Genomic DNA, 17,437 nt, shown 5'->3' with positions numbered 1-17,437 from the left:
TTTCAATAAACCGTAAGTCTATGAATAAAAAATTGCCTGATCCTGTTTTTTCTTTTCCAATCGGTAGTGGCCCTTTGTCAATCTAATCGAAGGGGACGCTCATTAATACGGGAAAAGAGACCATGAGCGTCCGCCTCATCGCATACTATTTTCTATAAACTGCCTGATCGTTTCTGCAGTGATCAGTATCGAGTTGGCCCGGCTAAAACGTGCGATATTAATACCCAGAAAATGATTTTGAGAGTCAACAACCGGGCCGCCGCATTGTTCAGGACGCAGGATCAAATCAGTGCTATAAACATTTCTGAAACCATCACTGCGCTGACTTCTGCCACCTGCAAAATGATCAGCAGGGTGGTCATGAACTATTACAGGTGGATATGTAAGTACAATGTCCTTTTCTAAAAACTGGGAGCCCCTTTGCAGTTTTAATTGCAAGGTGTCGCCCGGCCAATGAGCAGTCAATGAATCATTCAATCCCGGGATAATATCCCCGGACCGGATATCGTGATACGCTGCCGGCGAACCAGGACGGACAAAATAAATTTTTTCCGGCTTGCTGTTATGCAGAGGCGTAGCTCCCAGAAATCCGGCACCGGTAATCTTCCGAAGTTCGAGCGGGCCTCCGCTAAGTATACCCGTCACTACTGAATCTATTACAGGTGCAAACAACACATCCCCTTCCGCCGGAATGATAGCCTGTTTAATTTTTAAACCTTTAAGTTTTTGCAAGGGGCGGATCAGCACAAGATCATTTATTTTATCACGCGCAATAACGATACCCGGTTTACCAAGGATCAGAACCGAATCGCCAACCATTGAGTTCTTCGATACAACTATCGATTCGATCACAGTAGCAAGTACCATTTGCGTTTTACCGTTTAAGCGGCTCGTAAGCCTGACACAATCTCCAGTATAAGTTCCAGCTTTTGGCCAGGAAAAATCTGTTACTTTGCCAATTTCTTTAACGGAATCTGTCTTTACGGGCCAGGCGTGATAAATAACCGGCTCCTGAAGCGCAGACCAATATTTTTCGTACAGATTTACAGGTACGTCATAATTATTTGATTCCGGAATCTCGATCGCACTATGTAGCCCGATCAATTCTCCGTTTAAATTAAAAAGAGGGCCACCGGAATCACCCGGCTCCATCAACGCTGTCGATTGGATAAAACCCCGGCTATTCAACGGATCGGTAATCCTGCCAAAACGAATGGTCGGCTGCACCTGGTCGAGGCTTTCAGGATAAGCAACACTAAGACAAGGTGCACCTTTAACGGGCCCTGCCAAACTCATCTCTACTCCGGGGCGATCGTTCCCTTTCAAAATCTTCATTAACGCCACATCAGGGCGCGTTTTGTCTTCCGACAACTCGATTTTCCCAAGTGCCTGCGCTATGGTTTCACTTCCATCAGGAAAAAAAACCTTGTAGGTATTACCCGGTGTAATAACGTGAGCTGCCGTAAGGATAAAACGCCCCTTTACCAGTACGCCACTGAATTGTGCTGTGGTGCGTTGCTGTTGTAGGGTATCGAAACCCCACATTCGCACGCAGGCAGGCCTTACTTTTATGATCGTTGATTTAATATCCTGTGCTGCCGCAAAGCGGGTAATTATGATGCAGCACAGGATTAATAGAAAGCGTGAGTACATTTTAATTCTTAAAAAGTTCTGCCAGCTTTTTATTAAGGTCTTCACCGCGCAGGGTTGTACTGATGAGTTTACCATCACGATCAACCAGGAAGGTAGCCGGTATACCCGAAACGCCATAGAGGCGGGCGGCGTCATTACTACCGCCTTTAAGGTCGCTTACCTGCTCCCAACCCATGCCTTCCTGCTGTATAGCCTTCAGCCATTTGTTGCGGTCATTATCCAACGATACAGACAGTATTTCGAAGCCTTTATCTTTATATTTCTTATATTGGCTTATTAGGTTTGGAATTTCCAGACGGCAGGGTGTACACCAGCTGGCCCAAAAATCAACCAATACAATCTTGCCTTTATAGTTGGTCAGCGAAACCTTTTTGCCGGCTGTATTCGCTTGCGTAAAAGCAGGAGCATCTCCGCCGATTTTCAAACGATGGTGAGCGTCGATAAATTCTTTGATTTTTTTGCCGTTATCCGAAGTCTGGATAGCGGGGCTCAAAGTTTTAAATACCTGTTCAGCTACTGCAACGGTTTTCTCATTAGCAGCTGTACCGAATAAGGCAACCGGTGCAAAAAAAGAATTGGGGTGAGTTTTAGCGAACTCCAGATTTTTAACTCCGAAATCGGCAATCATCTTAAAATGGTGACGGGCTACCTGGTTAGTAAATGCGGTATCGTTGGCCAGTTCGGGTGCCGCCGCTATTTCGGCGTTGGAAATACGATCAATATCCCATGGCATAGGCTCAACAGCTTTCACATAAGCCGAATATTCCTCGTAAGTTTTTGAACCGCTTAATTGCGCGTTTGCTAACGAGTCTTTTGAAGCTATATTTAGTGTTTCATTGGCGAAGTTAAAATAAATTACATCTCCCCCGTGTGTGGCAATCTCGCGTCCAACACCCTTATGATCAATTGCCATGCGTACTGAGCTGTAAGGGTTCATTTGGCCGGTAAAGTGAAAAGCGCCGTTAACCAGCGTGGTTGAATCTTCATGTCCTTTACCGTCTGTCATAAAGCTTAAATAAACTTTCTTGCCATTAAGGTTGCCAATCTTCCCATTAATATCAAAATGTGAGGTTTGGGCGGCGGCATTCAGCGCGGCCATGCTTAAAATGATGTTTAATAGTTTTTTCATTTTTTAGTGATATTCAGATGTGTTTAGTTCTTCAAAAATTGTTTTACAAAAAGGTGATGACTCCGGCCATTTGCCGTTGACAGTAAAAATGCCTTTGAACGAATTGTACGTCTATATGATCTCCAAGAATGAAAAACGCCCATCGGGAGCAAAACTTTTTTTAGAATTATCGACATCTATTAACATTGTCCTAAACTTTTTGTCAGCTTTCCAGTAGATGCATCCTCCGAATGTTGCCGGCAGCAACTTTTCTGCCCGTATCTATCAAAAAGTTTTGAGGTATAGATTGAATTGCGCATAACCTTGCAGCAGGACTGCTGCTCTATACGTTTCACTTATATACCTTAATCCGGATAGCCTATCAGTGCGGATACTTTACGCCGGTTATCTGTCGACTTTTTAATCAAGAAAAGCATTGAGAACTGAAAATCCATTATCCTCAACACGATGATAGGCTTTCATTGACTTGCGATTCTCTGCACAGCAAGGCAAACACCAGCACCTTGAATGAATTAAACGATGTCAGCATATCGACTATCTGCGATAACGATATGGTGAAACTTCTAAGTACCATTAACTTACAATTGAATTAGTATGGCTTTTGATAAATGCCAATACCTGCTTTGTTTATATCTTCGACAGGAAATTGTTTTCCTATCAAATACATATAAAAATAAAAGTTATTTTGATTGCCGGTGCTTCTACGCATAATGCAAAATATTGGCAGTCAATGCATCGTGTTGTGCAACTATCGCGTTAAATAACTTTAAAATTCGGAACTGGCGCTTTCTAAGGGTTTTGATCGGGCTTCCCAGATTATAAGGTAATTTGCGTGGCAATAATGAATGTCCCTTTTGATGCTGCCTGCACATTGTTTTCTACGATCGGCCTGGTCTGGTACTTAATAGTAAGCCTGGCATAATGCCCGTCAAGAAATATATTACCGCCCGCACTCCAGTAAGTAAATTTCGAGTTGCCATACCGTTGAAATTCCTGCAGACTGAATTCACCGAAGGGCTGTATCCGTGTATTGGATCTGGTAAAGCTCCTGGGTAATAATAAACCGGCTTGTGTGAACCAGCTCCAGCCTGTCCCAATCAAGGGTGCATTATTGCCTAAGCCAGCCTGTGAAACAGAGCCGCCATAACTGGGATCTGCAGAGACGTTCGCATTCATGATGGAGCCGTTCCTTAAATAGTTAGGACCGAAGTTATAATGGTAGTAGACACTGTAGGCGGTCAGTGCCCAGTTTTCATGTCCGCCGAAAGGCAGATCGGCGAAACCGTCGACCGCCCAAAGACTGATATCATGCCGGATTAGTGGCGACGCGGTGGTATTTCCGGCTTGCGTGACCGTACCCTCGCCGGCTGAGTAATAGCCAGCTCCAATGTTAAAAACCTTCTTCGTACCGATATATGTTCCCGTTGTATAGGGTAACGAATTGCCTTCCTTCTCAAAAAACTGCCAAGCCGCGTAACCGGTGGTGGCCAGCTTGCCAGTTGCATTATTATCAACTGCGTAATTTATCTCAGGAGAACCGGCAGGATAATTAGCAGCGCTGGAAAGCACCGTAAAAGGTTTGTTGAGCGACCAGCGGTACGCCACCGGTCCCACGTTCCCCTTGAAATAAATTCCTAACGCACGTGCAAATTGATCTGAAAGCTCAACCGTTGGCCAATTATAAATAGGGGCATCAAGCGCCAGATAATTGGACGAACTTGCGGAGGTCATCCGGCTTAATCCCATCCAATAGTGCAATCCTGTTCCGATATACAACGAAAACCGGTTATTATTGCCTGTCTTCATATGCTTGTCCGGGATTAGGGTGAATTCATTGGTCAAGCCGTGCAGATATATGCCCGGTTTTTTCCCTAAAGTACCATTGAAGGTTGTACCGCCGTTGCCGGTATTTCCGCCTCCGGGCACCCCGCCAGAAGAAAATGTCTGATTATCCATACCGATATCGGTGAGGATCAGGAACCGGGGGCTCAATTGCCCGATCGTTATGAACCTGAACTGCCTCAGGCTGAAATCAGTCCAATTGTTTTTGGGTACACCGTTAACAGTCGTTCCAGGATTAGCATCGGTATATCTTGCCCAGAAAGTGGCCGACGTGATAAATCGGATATATTTCTTTCCAGTACTGTCAAATTTAAGGGTCATGCCTTCCTTGTAATCAGGCGACTCCCCTTGTCCAAAAACATTAACGGACATAAATATCGTTGCCACAAAAAATGGAAGGCACAGATATATTTTGTTCTTAATCATAATTATCTGTCTTATACATATCATTATATTTAGAAATAAACCGATTATCTTCCCCCCTCCCGATAGATGAAATAACCCTCATTTCAGAGAATATCATTGATCAGCCGCGGTGGTCACCCCATCAAATAAGACCTTTGCTAAAAAGCACATCAGTTTACGTTTCCCATTTTTCAATTTCTGCGGCTCCTAGCTTTCTGTGCCTGTGCAGATTACTAAAACACTGATCATAAACCAATTATTAATATATAATAACGACTTATCTTAACCAGCTTTCTTTTGACCAAGCTCGGGTTAGTTGTGTAATATTTTAAATAACATAACTTATAAGATTTATTAATTAAGTAATAAAACCGGTTACCTTTATAATGATCCGAACGTTTGCAGGTCCTTTCATGAACATGCTTGATTTAAACCGTGCTAATCATTCCCCGCCAGGTACAAAGTGCAGTCAGCTCCCTTTTTAAAGACAACATAAACCCGTCACCAGAGGTCCTCGTTAAATATATCCCATTGATGTCCTGTACCAGTATAATCGGTCGCTATAAGAACCTCCCCCGGTTGAAGTATAAATTTAACCTTTGAATGTCTCGAACTTGGGGAGGCCCTTTATTGTAATCACATAACGGAGTACGGGATCCGCGTGGCAGTCCCAGGAAGAATGTAGTTCGGTTTCTTCGAACTGCGTATATGCTGCTTTTGCCATAGCGTTATTGCTAATGCTACCGGTTTTCACATGCTAATAACCGGCCTCTCCGGTACACAGTAATATGCCCTAATCGTAATGTTATGTTGTTAAGTTTTACCCCCCCCCCAGTCCTTCTCCGCATACTAAACCAACATCTACTGCGCCCGTCTCGCCGGAAAGTAAGTATGTTTTTATCAACAGTTTTACCGTACTCGTCATCAGCCACATTTTATTCTGTCCCCCATTAAAAACCACTTTATAATTCATTTCCAAACCATTATTGATAAGCTGAATTCACCTTTTTCTTTAAGAGTTTTTAGTCTTCGCCTTCAAAAACATATTGTGCAAAGTTGGATCAATTATCAGCTATCTGATAATTAATATAATTCTGCTGATATACAACATCACATAACTGAGGATAAATTTGAACATCCCTAAACGGTAAAACGCAGAATCGGCAACAGGTTTAATTAACATTTTTAAGACTCATTGTGAAAACAACAGCTGTAACTACTACGTCAATTGCGAATAAAGGACCTCTACATTGTCGGCCATTATTCCCAGTGACAAATGCCCTTTAAACAAAATCAATATGAGAAAGAGGAAAAACCCGCGATCTTTCGTATGCTTGGCATTTTATCCGATGCGTCACTTTTGAACAAGCATATTCCGATTCGCGCTAAAAAGACTGCAGGATAACAGCGGCTCAAATTCCGATAACTTGTTTAAAATTTAGACGTTACATTTTTATACATGATAATTACTGAATATGCAGAACATGTAGTCCTGGCTGCGCATAATAATCCTGACGTCGTCATCATACAAGCAATGGGGCATAGCACAAATAAAAGTATTTATTAAAGCTGCTAAAATTTAAAAGAAAGCAGCAGTCATTATTTTCAATTCATCCCGTGCTGTTTCAAAAGAAAGTCGACTTTCCTAAAACAGCTCCAATCATGTAAAAAAATGGAAAAATCAGCAGTTCACGTCATCGCCAAATGGAAAGTAAAACCGGGCCAGCTTAGCAAGGTGTTGGGCTTGTTACCGGAAGTTGTTAAAGCAACCATGGCCGAAGCAGGTAACTTGTTTTACAAAATACAACAAGACAACGCCGATCCGAATACTCTGTTATTATTTGAAGGTTATAAAGATGAGGCAGCTGCTGCCGAACACCGGGGGGCCGCGCATTTTCAAAATATAGTCGTCGGGAAAATAGTCCCTTTGCTGGAGGCTCGTGAAATAAATGTCACTACGCCACTATCGTTCTAAGTTCATTTTTTCTTAGGCTTAAATTTAACGACATGACTATAAATCTTAATCAATCCTGGCAAATTGCCCAAGCAGCAAGGGATAAAGCTTTTGAGATAGGCATCCCGATGAATATCGCCATTGTGGATGAAGGAGCCAACATTAAATTCTTCATGCGAATGGATAACGCGATGTTAGGGTGTGCCGATATTGCTTTAAAAAAAGCTCGGACATCCAGTCTCTTTAACAGCGATTCGGGTGAGATAGGAAAGCAGTCACAACCGGGCGGTCCGCTACATGATATCGAGCAAACCAATGGTGGATTGGTATCCTTCCCCGGAGGAATAGTGATCAAAAACAGTGCGAATAAAGTTATTGGCGCAATTGGAGTTTCCGGAGGTTCGGTAGATCAGGACTACGAGGTAGCATCCGCCGGAGCAGCCGCATATAACGATCAGATAAATAAATAGTTCCCTAATTAAAGCAATAAATCCAGGTTCAGCGGTAATGTAAGATCAAAAGTCGAATTGATAATAAATAATGACTCATCTTAAATTTCCGTTATCAGCCAGCGATCATACGCGTATTGCTGCATATCCCCAATTTCAAATTATTGAGCTTGGCGATTTTCACGCCGGACCTGCGCTGCGGTCGAATATTTGATCTAAAGTTTACTTCAGCATTTTGGACCTGATGTAAATAAACTTTTCGAAATTTTCCATAAACTACTTAGCATTTCCATGCTTTCGATGCCGCCTGCGCCGCTGAAGCCGCGGGTAAGCAAGATAAATATTGAGAGATGCATGATCTAATTTTTTCAAATCAAACAAATTTAAGCGATGATTATTTGATGGAACTGGCCCAGAACCTTTATCTGAAGGAAGTAATATTTGTTACCGATTAGATTAGCCCATCAATTCGTGCAAAGATCCCAAAAGATAAAGAGGCCATTGTGGCAAGCGGGAGTGAACGGCACTCCTGCATTTTATATTAACTGGGTGTATTTTGATGGCGAAGCGGAAGACCTGTTTGTGCTAATTTCCGAGTCTGTCCAATGAAAAACCTGCATCCCTTGCGACGGGCACCTGCCTTAGTTTTTTACGTTCAGCTAAAGGATGTAACCGCAGGGCACAAAATTTTATAAGATATAACGCACAGTTCATTCTGCTTAAATCCGATGCTCTATTTTAATCCGCTCGTATAAAGTGACAAACCTCTTTTGCCGGACGATCCCATATAAATGAGGGAGCTATCAAGTAAATTTTGAGCGCAATACGCACAATAATAAGGTTGGGGGCTATATGCCAGACGGATGCTGAAATTATAGCCGTTCCTAAAATCAGAAGCCATTCTATTTACTTTTTTGTTTTTAATAGTGATAAATACAACCTTTTGCACTCTGTGAGGGAAGCGCCGTCAAAGCAATTGCAATTAATCAACAAGCATTTCCATTTTAATCTCCAAATTATGATTCGAAAAAGTTTGGGTACAGGGACTGCTTGGCTATTAATAAAATCAGGCCGATTGTATGTCGGCATAAACCGGCCAACTCTTTGACAGAATGGCTTCCAGCTGTTTAATCTCGTCCAAGTACGCCATACTTTTTCTTTTACCAAAATAAAGTGTATCTTCAATGGGCGGGCTACCTTCCCAAGCAAGCTTAATAACATTGTCAGCAATCTCCTGCCTGCATAAAAAATCTGGTATCACTGCAAAACCTTTATTATTGGACAGGCATCGAATGATTGACCCGTAATATGGTAAAACATAGTTAGGGCGGAATCCAGGTAGAGTATTAAAGCTGGACCACCAAAACCTTTTCAAATGTTCGGCATCTGCATCCGTGCTATACCAAATCTGGGTCGTCAGCCATTTTTTTATCGCCGGCCGGTTATCAATGCGCAACAATTCATTTAACTCTGTTGCATCTGTTTTACTTCCGCAAACTAATAGTATCCGCTCTTTAGTAAACGGTGTATATTCCAGGTTATGTTGATTCCCTTTTTGTGTTGTCAGGATAAGATCCAACGTACCATTGTTTAGTTCCTGCAACATTTGCTGACAATCGCCAAAGCGGGTTGTGAGATTAAACGGTAACGCTGAAACGTGAGATTCAAGCATGTATTGAAAAATCTCCATAGACATTCCTACGCTAACAGTTGTTTTTTCGAATTTAGACTTTCTGTGAAAAATGTTTTCCGCTTCCTCGAGCTTATTCATGTGCTCGATAATAAAGTTATAAAGGAAAATACCCTTTTCTGTAGCTATCATTTGCCGTGTGCTCCGGTCAAAAAGACGGTCACCTGTGTAGCTTTCAAGCGAACTCAAGTGGAGACTTACACCTGGTTGTGAAATAAACAAAGCTTGTGCGGCCGCAGATAAGGAACCTGCTTCGTAAATAACTTTAAAAGTCCTGAACCATTCCAAATTTATCATTGCCTGTTGTTTTAAAATACGTTCCTTATTGCTTATTAATGCTGATCAAACGGGTTCGGCCTTGACAGATAACAGCATCGAAGCCCGGTAATGCATAAAAGGTAATTGATAGTAAATTGTAGTTTCATATTATGTGTTTGGTTAGTTGTATTTTATTGATTTAGCAGTCCGCAGTCCCGCCATCAATCCATCTCAATTTGCAAGTCTTATTTTAAGCCAGTTCAATATATCCCTGATTACAATTGTATTATATTTATCATTCAACAAATCGTGGTAATGTCCTTCATATATTTTCAGCTCTTTGTCTGCAGAGCCTGCCTGTTCCATAAAATATTTACTTCCTTCGGGCGAGGTCGCGCGGTCGGCAGTGCCATGCAGTATTAAAAGAGGCAATTTTATTTCGGGCATCTTTCTTTTTAAAAATTCACTGGCAAATAATAATTGCTGCATGGTTTTGGCCGGTTGCTTTTCATTCACTATCAAGGGGTCGCTATTCATTTTAAAAATATAGGCTGGGTCCCTTGAAAAATCTTTGTTGTATAGCTTTATAATCCTTGCATGTGGAATAATATGCGCAAGTAATTTCATTAATCCCAGTGCAATGCCTGTTCCAGGAACCTGAAATGCGAAGCTTTCACAAATAAGGCCGAATAGCTTTTTCTGATGATAGCATGCATATACCGAAGTAAATACACCACCGGCACTATGGCCTAATAAAACCACCGGGACGCTTGGAAGCGCTGTTTGTATGATCGTAATCAACAGATCGATGGTGTCAATAACTTCTTTGTAATCTCCGATATAATATCGCTCGCCATCAGATTGACCTCGCCCCGGAAGATCCAGAGCATATACTTCATAATTATTTTCGTTGAGGTTTTGCGCGAATTTCTGATAATAAGCACTATGAGAATTAAGTCCGTGAACAATAACAATTATACTTTTAGGTTTGCTGTCGGTCATCCAATTCCTGAAAAAAATTTTCCGTCCTTTAGCGTCTGTAAAAAAGGAAGTTCGCTGCTTTGCTGTTGACTCCATGTATATGACTAATTAAAATACATGCCATTTGAGCTAAAAACTAAAGAAAACGAAAAAACACAATTCAAACATCTGAAATACAGGTATTTAAAAATAACAACAACCCTTATATCCAATAAAAATCCCACGGGAGACTCCGAAATTATCGGAGTTGAAAGGACCAACCTCCGCTCATTTCGGAGTATATGGGAATAATCAAACAGTTATTTTTTTTTTGCCTAAACTTTACCGGATTGATTTAGGAAATCATCTCTTCTTATTCCCAATCTGGCCATCTTAGATTCAAGGGTTGTTGGCTTGATATCCAGCAGATCGGCGGCACCGTTAAGGCCACGGATACGCCCTTTAGTTTTTTTCAGAATGGAAATGATGTATTCGCGCTCGGTTTCCCGCTGCACGTATTTCACGTCATCCAACGTAGCAAGCATTACCGGCCCTGTTATCGCAACCGAATTTTCTGTGAGGCTTTGGCATAACTTCAATTCAGATTTTCCGTCATTAAGAATAATAGAACGCTCTATCACATTTTCTAATTGCCTTATATTTCCAGGCCAGTCATAAGCAAACATTTCTGCAAGCATGGATTCAGAAATTCCTGTAAATGGCTTATTAAATTCCCGGCAATACTTATTCGCAAAGTGTGATGCCAACGAAGCGATATCGCTTTTTCGGTCACGTAAGGGGGGGAGGGTGATCGGAAAAATATTTAAGCGGTAATAAAGGTCAAGCCGGAAATTGCCGGCAGCAATTTCTTTTTCAAGATTTCGATTGGTAGCCGCAACAATCCTTACATCTACTTTTTTAACGCCACTCCCCCCTACATAGGTTATTTCTTTTTCCTGCAAAACACGCAATAGTTTAACTTGCATATCCAGCGGCAGTTCCCCTACCTCGTCTAAAAATATCGTTCCGCCACTGGCTTGTTCAAATTTTCCTCTTCTTTTTTCTGTAGCTCCGGTAAATGCTCCTTTCTCATGGCCAAAAAGTTCCGACTCCACCAACGCCTGCGGAATAGTAGCACAGTTGATCTTTACAAAAGGTTCGTCCCTGCGCCCCGAAAGCAAATGAATACTCTCCGCTATCTTTTCTTTCCCGGTACCACTCTCGCCCAGTATCAAAACAGAAGAATTGTAGGGAGCAACGTGTTTAACAAGGTCAAGCACAGCTACCAAAAGCGGATGGTTTCCAACAATACAATCAAATTCCGGCACCTGTGATACTGGCAGGATAATCGGATCCTCCTGTGCCGGAGGGCGGACCGCCGGCCTGGCTTTTTCACCAAACAATTTTTCTGAGATCTCTTTAAGATGGATTTTCAGCCGGTTGAGTAAATTGATGTGTTCCTGATTGTAAGCGTCGCGCTGACGGCTATAGAAAAAATAATTAACCCGTATGCTGTTGTTCAAAACAACGGTATAAATAAGATTAGATTCTATTTTAAAATGATCGAATAACTTACGCTCCATTTCATTCAGCCTATTAACACTTTTATAGGCGCCGGCGTTATATATCAGAGCGTTAACCTCATTGTTAAGAATATCATTTTCAAAAAAATAATTCGGTGTTAAACCAACAATGGCCGCCAACTCATCATTACCTATAACCTGGTACTCTTCCAATCCCGTACGTAAAAATCCGAACCCGGTGCAGTTTGCACCTTGCAGCGGCTTTCGCCCGGATACGAGCAGGTCGTTCGGCACATAAGGCTGCAACAAATGTGTAACCTTTAAAATGCCTTGCACAGGGTCTGACAATTCATTACCTATATCAACGAGCTGATCCTGCAGAAACAGCTCCCGCCGCAGCCTGGCTTCCTGGCTATTTTGATGTCGGTATGCAGCGATATCCAGGGCTACCAGCACATCTTTTTCTCTGAATGGCTTTACTAAAAACCCATATGGCTCTGTTGCTTTAGCCTCTTCGAGTATCTTCTGGCTTGAATTAGCTGAAAGATAAATAAAAGGAATATTATTAGATTTAAGCTGATGAGCAAGATCAATCCCTGACCTTTTGCCGCTCAGCTGGATATCCAGCAATACAATATCTGGCTTGTGCTTCTGAGCGGCTATCTCAGCGTCATCGGCAGATGTAGCTATTCCGCATACATGGTGTCCGGCCTGATTAATGACCAGACGAAGGGCATTAGCAACCACAAATTCGTCTTCAACAATTAATATTTTGCTCTTCATATTAATTTATTCTATATCTATTGTGGGATTTGGGAAACATCGCTGCCTAAAACAGCAAAAGTAACGGTAATATGTACACCATTATTTGTCTCGATAGTAAAGTCGCCATTCAATTGTCTGGCAAGGCCCTGCATCAAATCAAGTCCAAGCGAATTGTGTTCCATCGTATTAAAACCCTGAGGAAAACCAATCCCATTGTCCGAAATCTTCAATTGCAGATAATTTACCCCGTCGTGTTGTAATATAATTTTCACCACACCCTTTTGCTCGCTTATAAAGGCGTACTTTATAGCATTTACTATACTTTCAGTAACAATCAAGCCTAAAGGGATAGCTTGAGACACATCAAGGCTCACCTGTTCAACATCCTGTTTAAAAATAATCTTATTTTCTATGTCAAAGCTCTCATGCAGGTAGCGCACAAGGTCATCGATGTATTCGGGCATAGCAATTTCTGATGAGTTTTGATCCTGATACAGCTTTTGATGGATCAGGGACATCGCCTGCATCCGACGTAGACTATCATTAACAGCCAGTTTTGCCACCTTATCTTCCAGGTAAACGGATTGCGAATAAAGCAGGCTTGTCACCATCTGAAGGTTGTTTTTTACCCGATGATGAACTTCCTTGAGCAGCCATTCTTTTTCCTTCAGGAGCTTATCTTTATCTTCGTTTGCTTTTTCAAGGTATGTGTTTTTCTGATCCAATTCCCTTCTGCCTTCCTCCAGTTTTTGGTTAGCTTTTTGCTTGTTTACATAAAGGCTTATCAGCAACATTACGATAATTGTTGATAATGCTAAACCCACCAGGGTAATATTTTTTGTTCTGTTTGCCTCCGCCGCCCGGAACTGCGCTACCTGCTTTTGCCCGTTCAGCAATTTAATGTTTTTATCTTTTTTTTCTGCTTCATATTTAACTAATAATTCAGCCGATTTTTTGATCTGATCGTTGCTAAAAGCGGAGTCAGAAAACTCATGACTTTTTTGAAGATCCTTAACTGCAAACAGGTATTTCCCCTCGGTAGAATCAATCTTGAACAACTCTGAATAATACAACCCCTTTCCTTGCATATCCTGCTTTGTTGTAAAAGCTTTGCCCCGCTCAAGCATTTCACGGGCAATTTGAGTTTTGCCACTATTGCGGTAAAAAGTAGCTATCTGATAAAATGCAATGGGAAACTCATCATGCACATATTCTGGCGGAAAAAGTTTTGCCATGCTGATAAATAGCTGATAATTCTCCTGAGCCAGTGCTGTTTGCCGAAGATTGTCATAACTTATCCCCAATAAATAGAAATAATGCATTTTTTCAAAATAGGAAGAAATTGCATACTTATGGGCGGTTGTTTTGAGCAAGGTTAAAGCATCGGTCGGCTTGCCAAGAAGAATAAGCGAATGAACTGAGCCGGCTATAGGTCTGAGCCAATATAACTTGGTTAGTTCTGTTTTTGCATTGAGCGATTTATTAAACCATTGAATAGCTTCCTGATGCTTAAGTAGGCTCTCAAGTATAATCCCTCTGCGAACATAAAAATAACCTAAAAAAGCAGAGTCTATCCCCGAATTAATAGCTTCCATGGACTTATTAGAATATTCTAAAGATTTAGTCAATTGTCCCTTTCGGTTGGTGATATAAGCGAGCGCGTCGTAAGAGTATTGGCGGCAATGAAAGTCTATCGCTTGCTCTCGTTTAATAATTTCTATAGATAGTTGTTCGGCAACGTCATATCGCTTGGCAACAAAATTTTCGATGATTATCTGTGATAAGGTTTCGATTGATTTCTCTTTATTGTTTAAAGATTCAAAAACCTGAAGCGCTTTTTCGAAATCTATCAGTCTCTCGGGATCACCATAATTTAGCGCGCTTCCGGCGTTAAGCATAGCCTGCCCAAAAACAAATTTATTATTTGCCCGTTCGCTTATTTTCCCTACCTCATAAAAAACTTTCCGGCTTTCTTCCTGGCGTCCGTATTGTTGAAGCAACTGCCCTTGCAGGGTCTTGCTTTCAATTTCCCATTTTACCGATGCGGCTTTACTCATTTGTAGAGCCTCGTTGATGTACTTCGCCGCTTCGTCAAGATCGGCTTTGTTATCCCCAGGCTTAAAAACTAAATAAGTCCCCAATTCAACAAGCAGCCTAAGGTGGCCCTCGCCAGTGGTTTTATTAAGTAAAGAACGGGCCTGATTTAATTTGCCGGCATCGAGCAACGTGGATCCTGCTGAAGGTCTTCCATCACTATATCCTTCGTTATATGCAAGAAGAGGACTTAACTTATAAAATTTACAAGGAATGCGTATAGCACTGTCCATATCGATCTGCCCCTGGCTTATCGTATGAATATATTGAGCAGTGATACGGATCAGCAAACGCTGTTTGGAAACATTACTATATCCACTTAAGTTCTGCTGGCAATAGCCATTTATGGAAAACAAAAGCACAAACGCTAACACTGATATTGTTCGCACAAATAGTTTAACAGTTTTGGAGGAATACTTAAACCTGTATAATGCTCCAAAAGGAATATACCCGATAGAATTCATTCCTTTCACTTTGTAAAATATATTTTACTGTAAACGAAAATAATAAAATGCGATGGCTTTATTACATCAAACATACGCTACATTACATATCCGCATTTTTTAATGAAAGAACATATGAATGAAATCTCCCATTTTCAGAGATAAGGAAAAAAGCTCCTAAGATTACAATTACGGATCTTCCGTTATTTTAACTTTTTTTTTGGAATTGAATTGGTACTAAAATTCCAGACAGTAATGTTAAAAAGTCTACGATACAACCTGCAACGACAGCACCTAAACGATGTAGTGGTAGTATCAGCCAATGTTGTACATCATGCCCACGAAGCATCACAAGTACAAACGCCGCCAACACCAGCCTGACCATTTCATTCAAACTTAAAAGGTAAGCAATTACGATCACCCATATAATGCCAGTCACTAATAGCAAAATATACAGCAGAGGAACCTGCGATATGATCAAACTAACTGCGCATCCGAGGATATCAGCTGTCCATCCGTTCAATCGCGGGCTTTTTACCGTTATCAAAAGTCAATGACAGTACTACGGAATCATAGTTAAGTCAAACGGATAGTTTGGCCACGTCACCTATAAATAATAACAGATAATCACGCCTACTACGTTATTAATAAAAAAACAAATATTGCAGCAGAGATAATTGTAGTTTTATTCATCAGAAATTTAGAAAAATAATTTAACACACCTCTATGAAAAGCATATCCAGTGTCTGCAGCAGGCTGATTACTTTTTTATTGAAAACATTCCGGTTGGCGGAACGATGGCCAAGGAACACTATATTCAGTGCCCCTGGCATCGGCGGTTTAAGTTAGATTAAGTCTTTATAAGAACAGCTGTTAGCAATTACATAAAGTATTTATTATTTAATGTAAACCGTTTTGATATTTACAAACTCATGTATACCAAATTCGCTCAATTCTCGGCCATATCCTGATGTTTTTGTCCCTCCGAAAGGCAATCTTGGATCAGAGAGCACTTTGTGGTTGACATAGCTTGAACCAGCCTCAAGTTCTGTTTTCGCAATTCTTTCGCCCTTGGCAAGGTCGTTGGTGAACACTGCTGATCCCAGGCCAAAAATACTGTCATTAGCTATTCTGATCGCGTCTGCTTCGTCGGAGGCTTCTATTATTGAGGCTACCGGGCCAAAAAATTCCTCACTGTAAGCAGCCATTCCTGGTTTCACTTTGGTTAGGATGGTTGGCGGATAGTAGGCGTTATCTCCCGCGGGTACCTCACCGCCAAGGATACAAACAGCACCTTTTTCGATTGATCTGGCCACCTGATTGTGAAGTTCGTCCCTCAGATCGGCCCTCGCCTGTGGCCCAACGTCTGTTCCCGGATCGAGCGGATCGCCCATTTTCATTGCTTGCATCTTTTTAAGAAACAACGCCGTAAATTCTTCAAGCACCGAACTTTCAACAATAAATCTTTTTGCTGCTATGCAGCTTTGCCCACTATTAATCAGCCTGCTATCAACACATATCTCCGCAGCAGCTTCCAGATCTGCGTCGGCAAGCACAACATAAGCATCACTGCCGCCAAGTTCGAGCACTACTTTTTTGAGCACTGAGCCAGCTTTGGTAGCCACCTGTATGCCGGCATTGGTGCTCCCTGTGATCGTAACCGCTTTAATATACTTATGTTCAATGATGGCCGAAACTTTGCTGCTGCCAATGAGGAGGATTAAAAAAACATTATCCGGAAAACCGGCCTGCTTAACTATCTCTTCTATGGCTATCGCACATCCCGGTACGTTTGAAGCATGTTTTAAAACCCCGCAGTTACCTGCTGCAAGCGCCGGCGCCAAAAAACGGAATACCTGCCATAACGGAAAGTTCCAGGGCATAACTGCCAAAACTACCCCGAGCGGCTGAAAGGAAACGAAGCTTTTACTCGCTTCCGTTTCAATGAAACGATCTGCCAGATGCTTTGCACCATTTTCAGCATAATATTCGCAGCAAACCGCGCATTTTTCGACTTCAGAAAGCCCTTGCGTGATCGGCTTGCCCATTTCATTTGCCATCAACGTCGCTAATTCCTGCTTGCGCTCCCGTAATACAGCCGACATCTTATGGAGTAATTTGCTGCGGACTCCGGACTCTGACTTTTTCCAGCTTTCCCATGCTTCGTGCACCTGCCCTATTTTCTGTTCAACCTCCTCTGCACTGATCTCCATGTAGGCTTTAATGGTTTTTCCGTTTGCGGGATTAATTGAAACTATACCCATGACGTATT

The 17,437-nt window shown here is 41.7% G+C and carries 11 protein-coding genes; 3 read left to right on the top strand and 8 right to left on the bottom strand.

The genetic code is table 11. The features are described from left to right. Positions 1–135 precede the first annotated feature (135 nt). The 3 genes from AC59JO_RS24815 to AC59JO_RS24805 form a co-directional block, all read right to left on the bottom strand. Positions 136–1,653, bottom strand: a complete 1,518-nt coding sequence (locus AC59JO_RS24815; RefSeq protein ID WP_497308775.1) for a trypsin-like peptidase domain-containing protein — start codon at positions 1,651–1,653, stop codon at positions 136–138. A gap of 1 nt (position 1,654) precedes the next feature. Further along, on the bottom strand, positions 1,655–2,782 hold the full coding sequence (locus AC59JO_RS24810; RefSeq protein ID WP_497308773.1) for a redoxin domain-containing protein: 1,128 nt from the start codon (positions 2,780–2,782) through the stop codon (positions 1,655–1,657). 816 nt (positions 2,783–3,598) lie between these two features. Further along, a complete protein-coding gene (locus AC59JO_RS24805; protein WP_497308771.1) occupies positions 3,599–5,050 on the bottom strand; it encodes a hypothetical protein in 1,452 nt (483 codons plus the stop codon). 1,651 nt (positions 5,051–6,701) lie between these two features. On the opposite strand from AC59JO_RS24805, the gene AC59JO_RS24800 reads away from it, so the two are divergent. After that, the gene (locus tag AC59JO_RS24800) at positions 6,702–7,004 is read left to right on the top strand and encodes a putative quinol monooxygenase (RefSeq protein WP_497308770.1); all 303 of its coding nucleotides are present in this window, start codon (positions 6,702–6,704) and stop codon (positions 7,002–7,004) included. Between the two features lie 32 nt (positions 7,005–7,036). Next, positions 7,037–7,453 carry a GlcG/HbpS family heme-binding protein gene (locus AC59JO_RS24795; RefSeq protein ID WP_497308768.1) on the top strand — a complete coding sequence of 139 codons (417 nt, stop codon included), beginning with the start codon at positions 7,037–7,039 and terminating at the stop codon, positions 7,451–7,453. Positions 7,454–8,498: 1,045 nt separating this feature from the next. Here AC59JO_RS24795 and AC59JO_RS24790 read toward each other — a convergent pair. The 4 genes from AC59JO_RS24790 to AC59JO_RS24775 all read right to left on the bottom strand — a co-directional run bounded on the left by AC59JO_RS24790 (position 8,499) and on the right by AC59JO_RS24775 (position 15,186). Further along, positions 8,499–9,419, bottom strand: a complete 921-nt coding sequence (locus tag AC59JO_RS24790; RefSeq protein ID WP_497308766.1) for a LysR family transcriptional regulator — start codon at positions 9,417–9,419, stop codon at positions 8,499–8,501. Positions 9,420–9,611: 192 nt separating this feature from the next. Then, positions 9,612–10,457 carry an alpha/beta hydrolase gene (locus AC59JO_RS24785; protein ID WP_497308764.1) on the bottom strand — a complete coding sequence of 282 codons (846 nt, stop codon included), beginning with the start codon at positions 10,455–10,457 and terminating at the stop codon, positions 9,612–9,614. A gap of 218 nt (positions 10,458–10,675) precedes the next feature. Then, the gene (locus tag AC59JO_RS24780) at positions 10,676–12,646 is read right to left on the bottom strand and encodes a sigma 54-interacting transcriptional regulator (RefSeq protein ID WP_497308762.1); all 1,971 of its coding nucleotides are present in this window, start codon (positions 12,644–12,646) and stop codon (positions 10,676–10,678) included. 17 nt (positions 12,647–12,663) lie between these two features. Beyond that, on the bottom strand, positions 12,664–15,186 hold the full coding sequence (locus AC59JO_RS24775) for a histidine kinase dimerization/phosphoacceptor domain -containing protein (protein WP_497309049.1): 2,523 nt from the start codon (positions 15,184–15,186) through the stop codon (positions 12,664–12,666). Between the two features lie 234 nt (positions 15,187–15,420). Here AC59JO_RS24775 and AC59JO_RS24770 point away from each other — a divergent pair, with 234 nt between their 5' ends. After that, a complete protein-coding gene (locus AC59JO_RS24770) occupies positions 15,421–15,546 on the top strand; it encodes a hypothetical protein (RefSeq protein ID WP_497308760.1) in 126 nt (41 codons plus the stop codon). 515 nt (positions 15,547–16,061) lie between these two features. Here AC59JO_RS24770 and AC59JO_RS24765 read toward each other — a convergent pair. Continuing rightward, complete coding sequence (locus tag AC59JO_RS24765; RefSeq protein ID WP_497308758.1) at positions 16,062–17,429, bottom strand: NAD-dependent succinate-semialdehyde dehydrogenase; 1,368 nt, start codon at positions 17,427–17,429, stop codon at positions 16,062–16,064. Positions 17,430–17,437 lie beyond the last annotated feature (8 nt).

The sequence above is a fragment of the Mucilaginibacter sp. A5337 genome, assembly GCF_059690695.1.
This window is presented reverse-complemented; position numbering and strand designations above follow the sequence as displayed.

Bases quoted from the DNA above. Each gene is read 5' to 3' on its own strand.
- AC59JO_RS24780 (WP_497308762.1), bottom strand. From the start codon at position 12,646: ATGAAGAGCAAAATATTAATTGTTGAAGACGAATTTGTGGTTGCTAAT.
- AC59JO_RS24795 (WP_497308768.1), top strand. From the start codon at position 7,037: ATGACTATAAATCTTAATCAATCCTGGCAAATTGCCCAAGCAGCAAGG.
- AC59JO_RS24815 (WP_497308775.1), bottom strand. From the start codon at position 1,653: ATGTACTCACGCTTTCTATTAATCCTGTGCTGCATCATAATTACCCGC.
- AC59JO_RS24785 (WP_497308764.1), bottom strand. From the start codon at position 10,457: ATGGAGTCAACAGCAAAGCAGCGAACTTCCTTTTTTACAGACGCTAAA.
- AC59JO_RS24790 (WP_497308766.1), bottom strand. From the start codon at position 9,419: ATGATAAATTTGGAATGGTTCAGGACTTTTAAAGTTATTTACGAAGCA.
- AC59JO_RS24810 (WP_497308773.1), bottom strand. From the start codon at position 2,782: ATGAAAAAACTATTAAACATCATTTTAAGCATGGCCGCGCTGAATGCC.
- AC59JO_RS24770 (WP_497308760.1), top strand. From the start codon at position 15,421: ATGTTAAAAAGTCTACGATACAACCTGCAACGACAGCACCTAAACGAT.
- AC59JO_RS24805 (WP_497308771.1), bottom strand. From the start codon at position 5,050: ATGATTAAGAACAAAATATATCTGTGCCTTCCATTTTTTGTGGCAACG.
- AC59JO_RS24775 (WP_497309049.1), bottom strand. From the start codon at position 15,186: ATGAATTCTATCGGGTATATTCCTTTTGGAGCATTATACAGGTTTAAG.
- AC59JO_RS24765 (WP_497308758.1), bottom strand. From the start codon at position 17,429: ATGGGTATAGTTTCAATTAATCCCGCAAACGGAAAAACCATTAAAGCC.
- AC59JO_RS24800 (WP_497308770.1), top strand. From the start codon at position 6,702: ATGGAAAAATCAGCAGTTCACGTCATCGCCAAATGGAAAGTAAAACCG.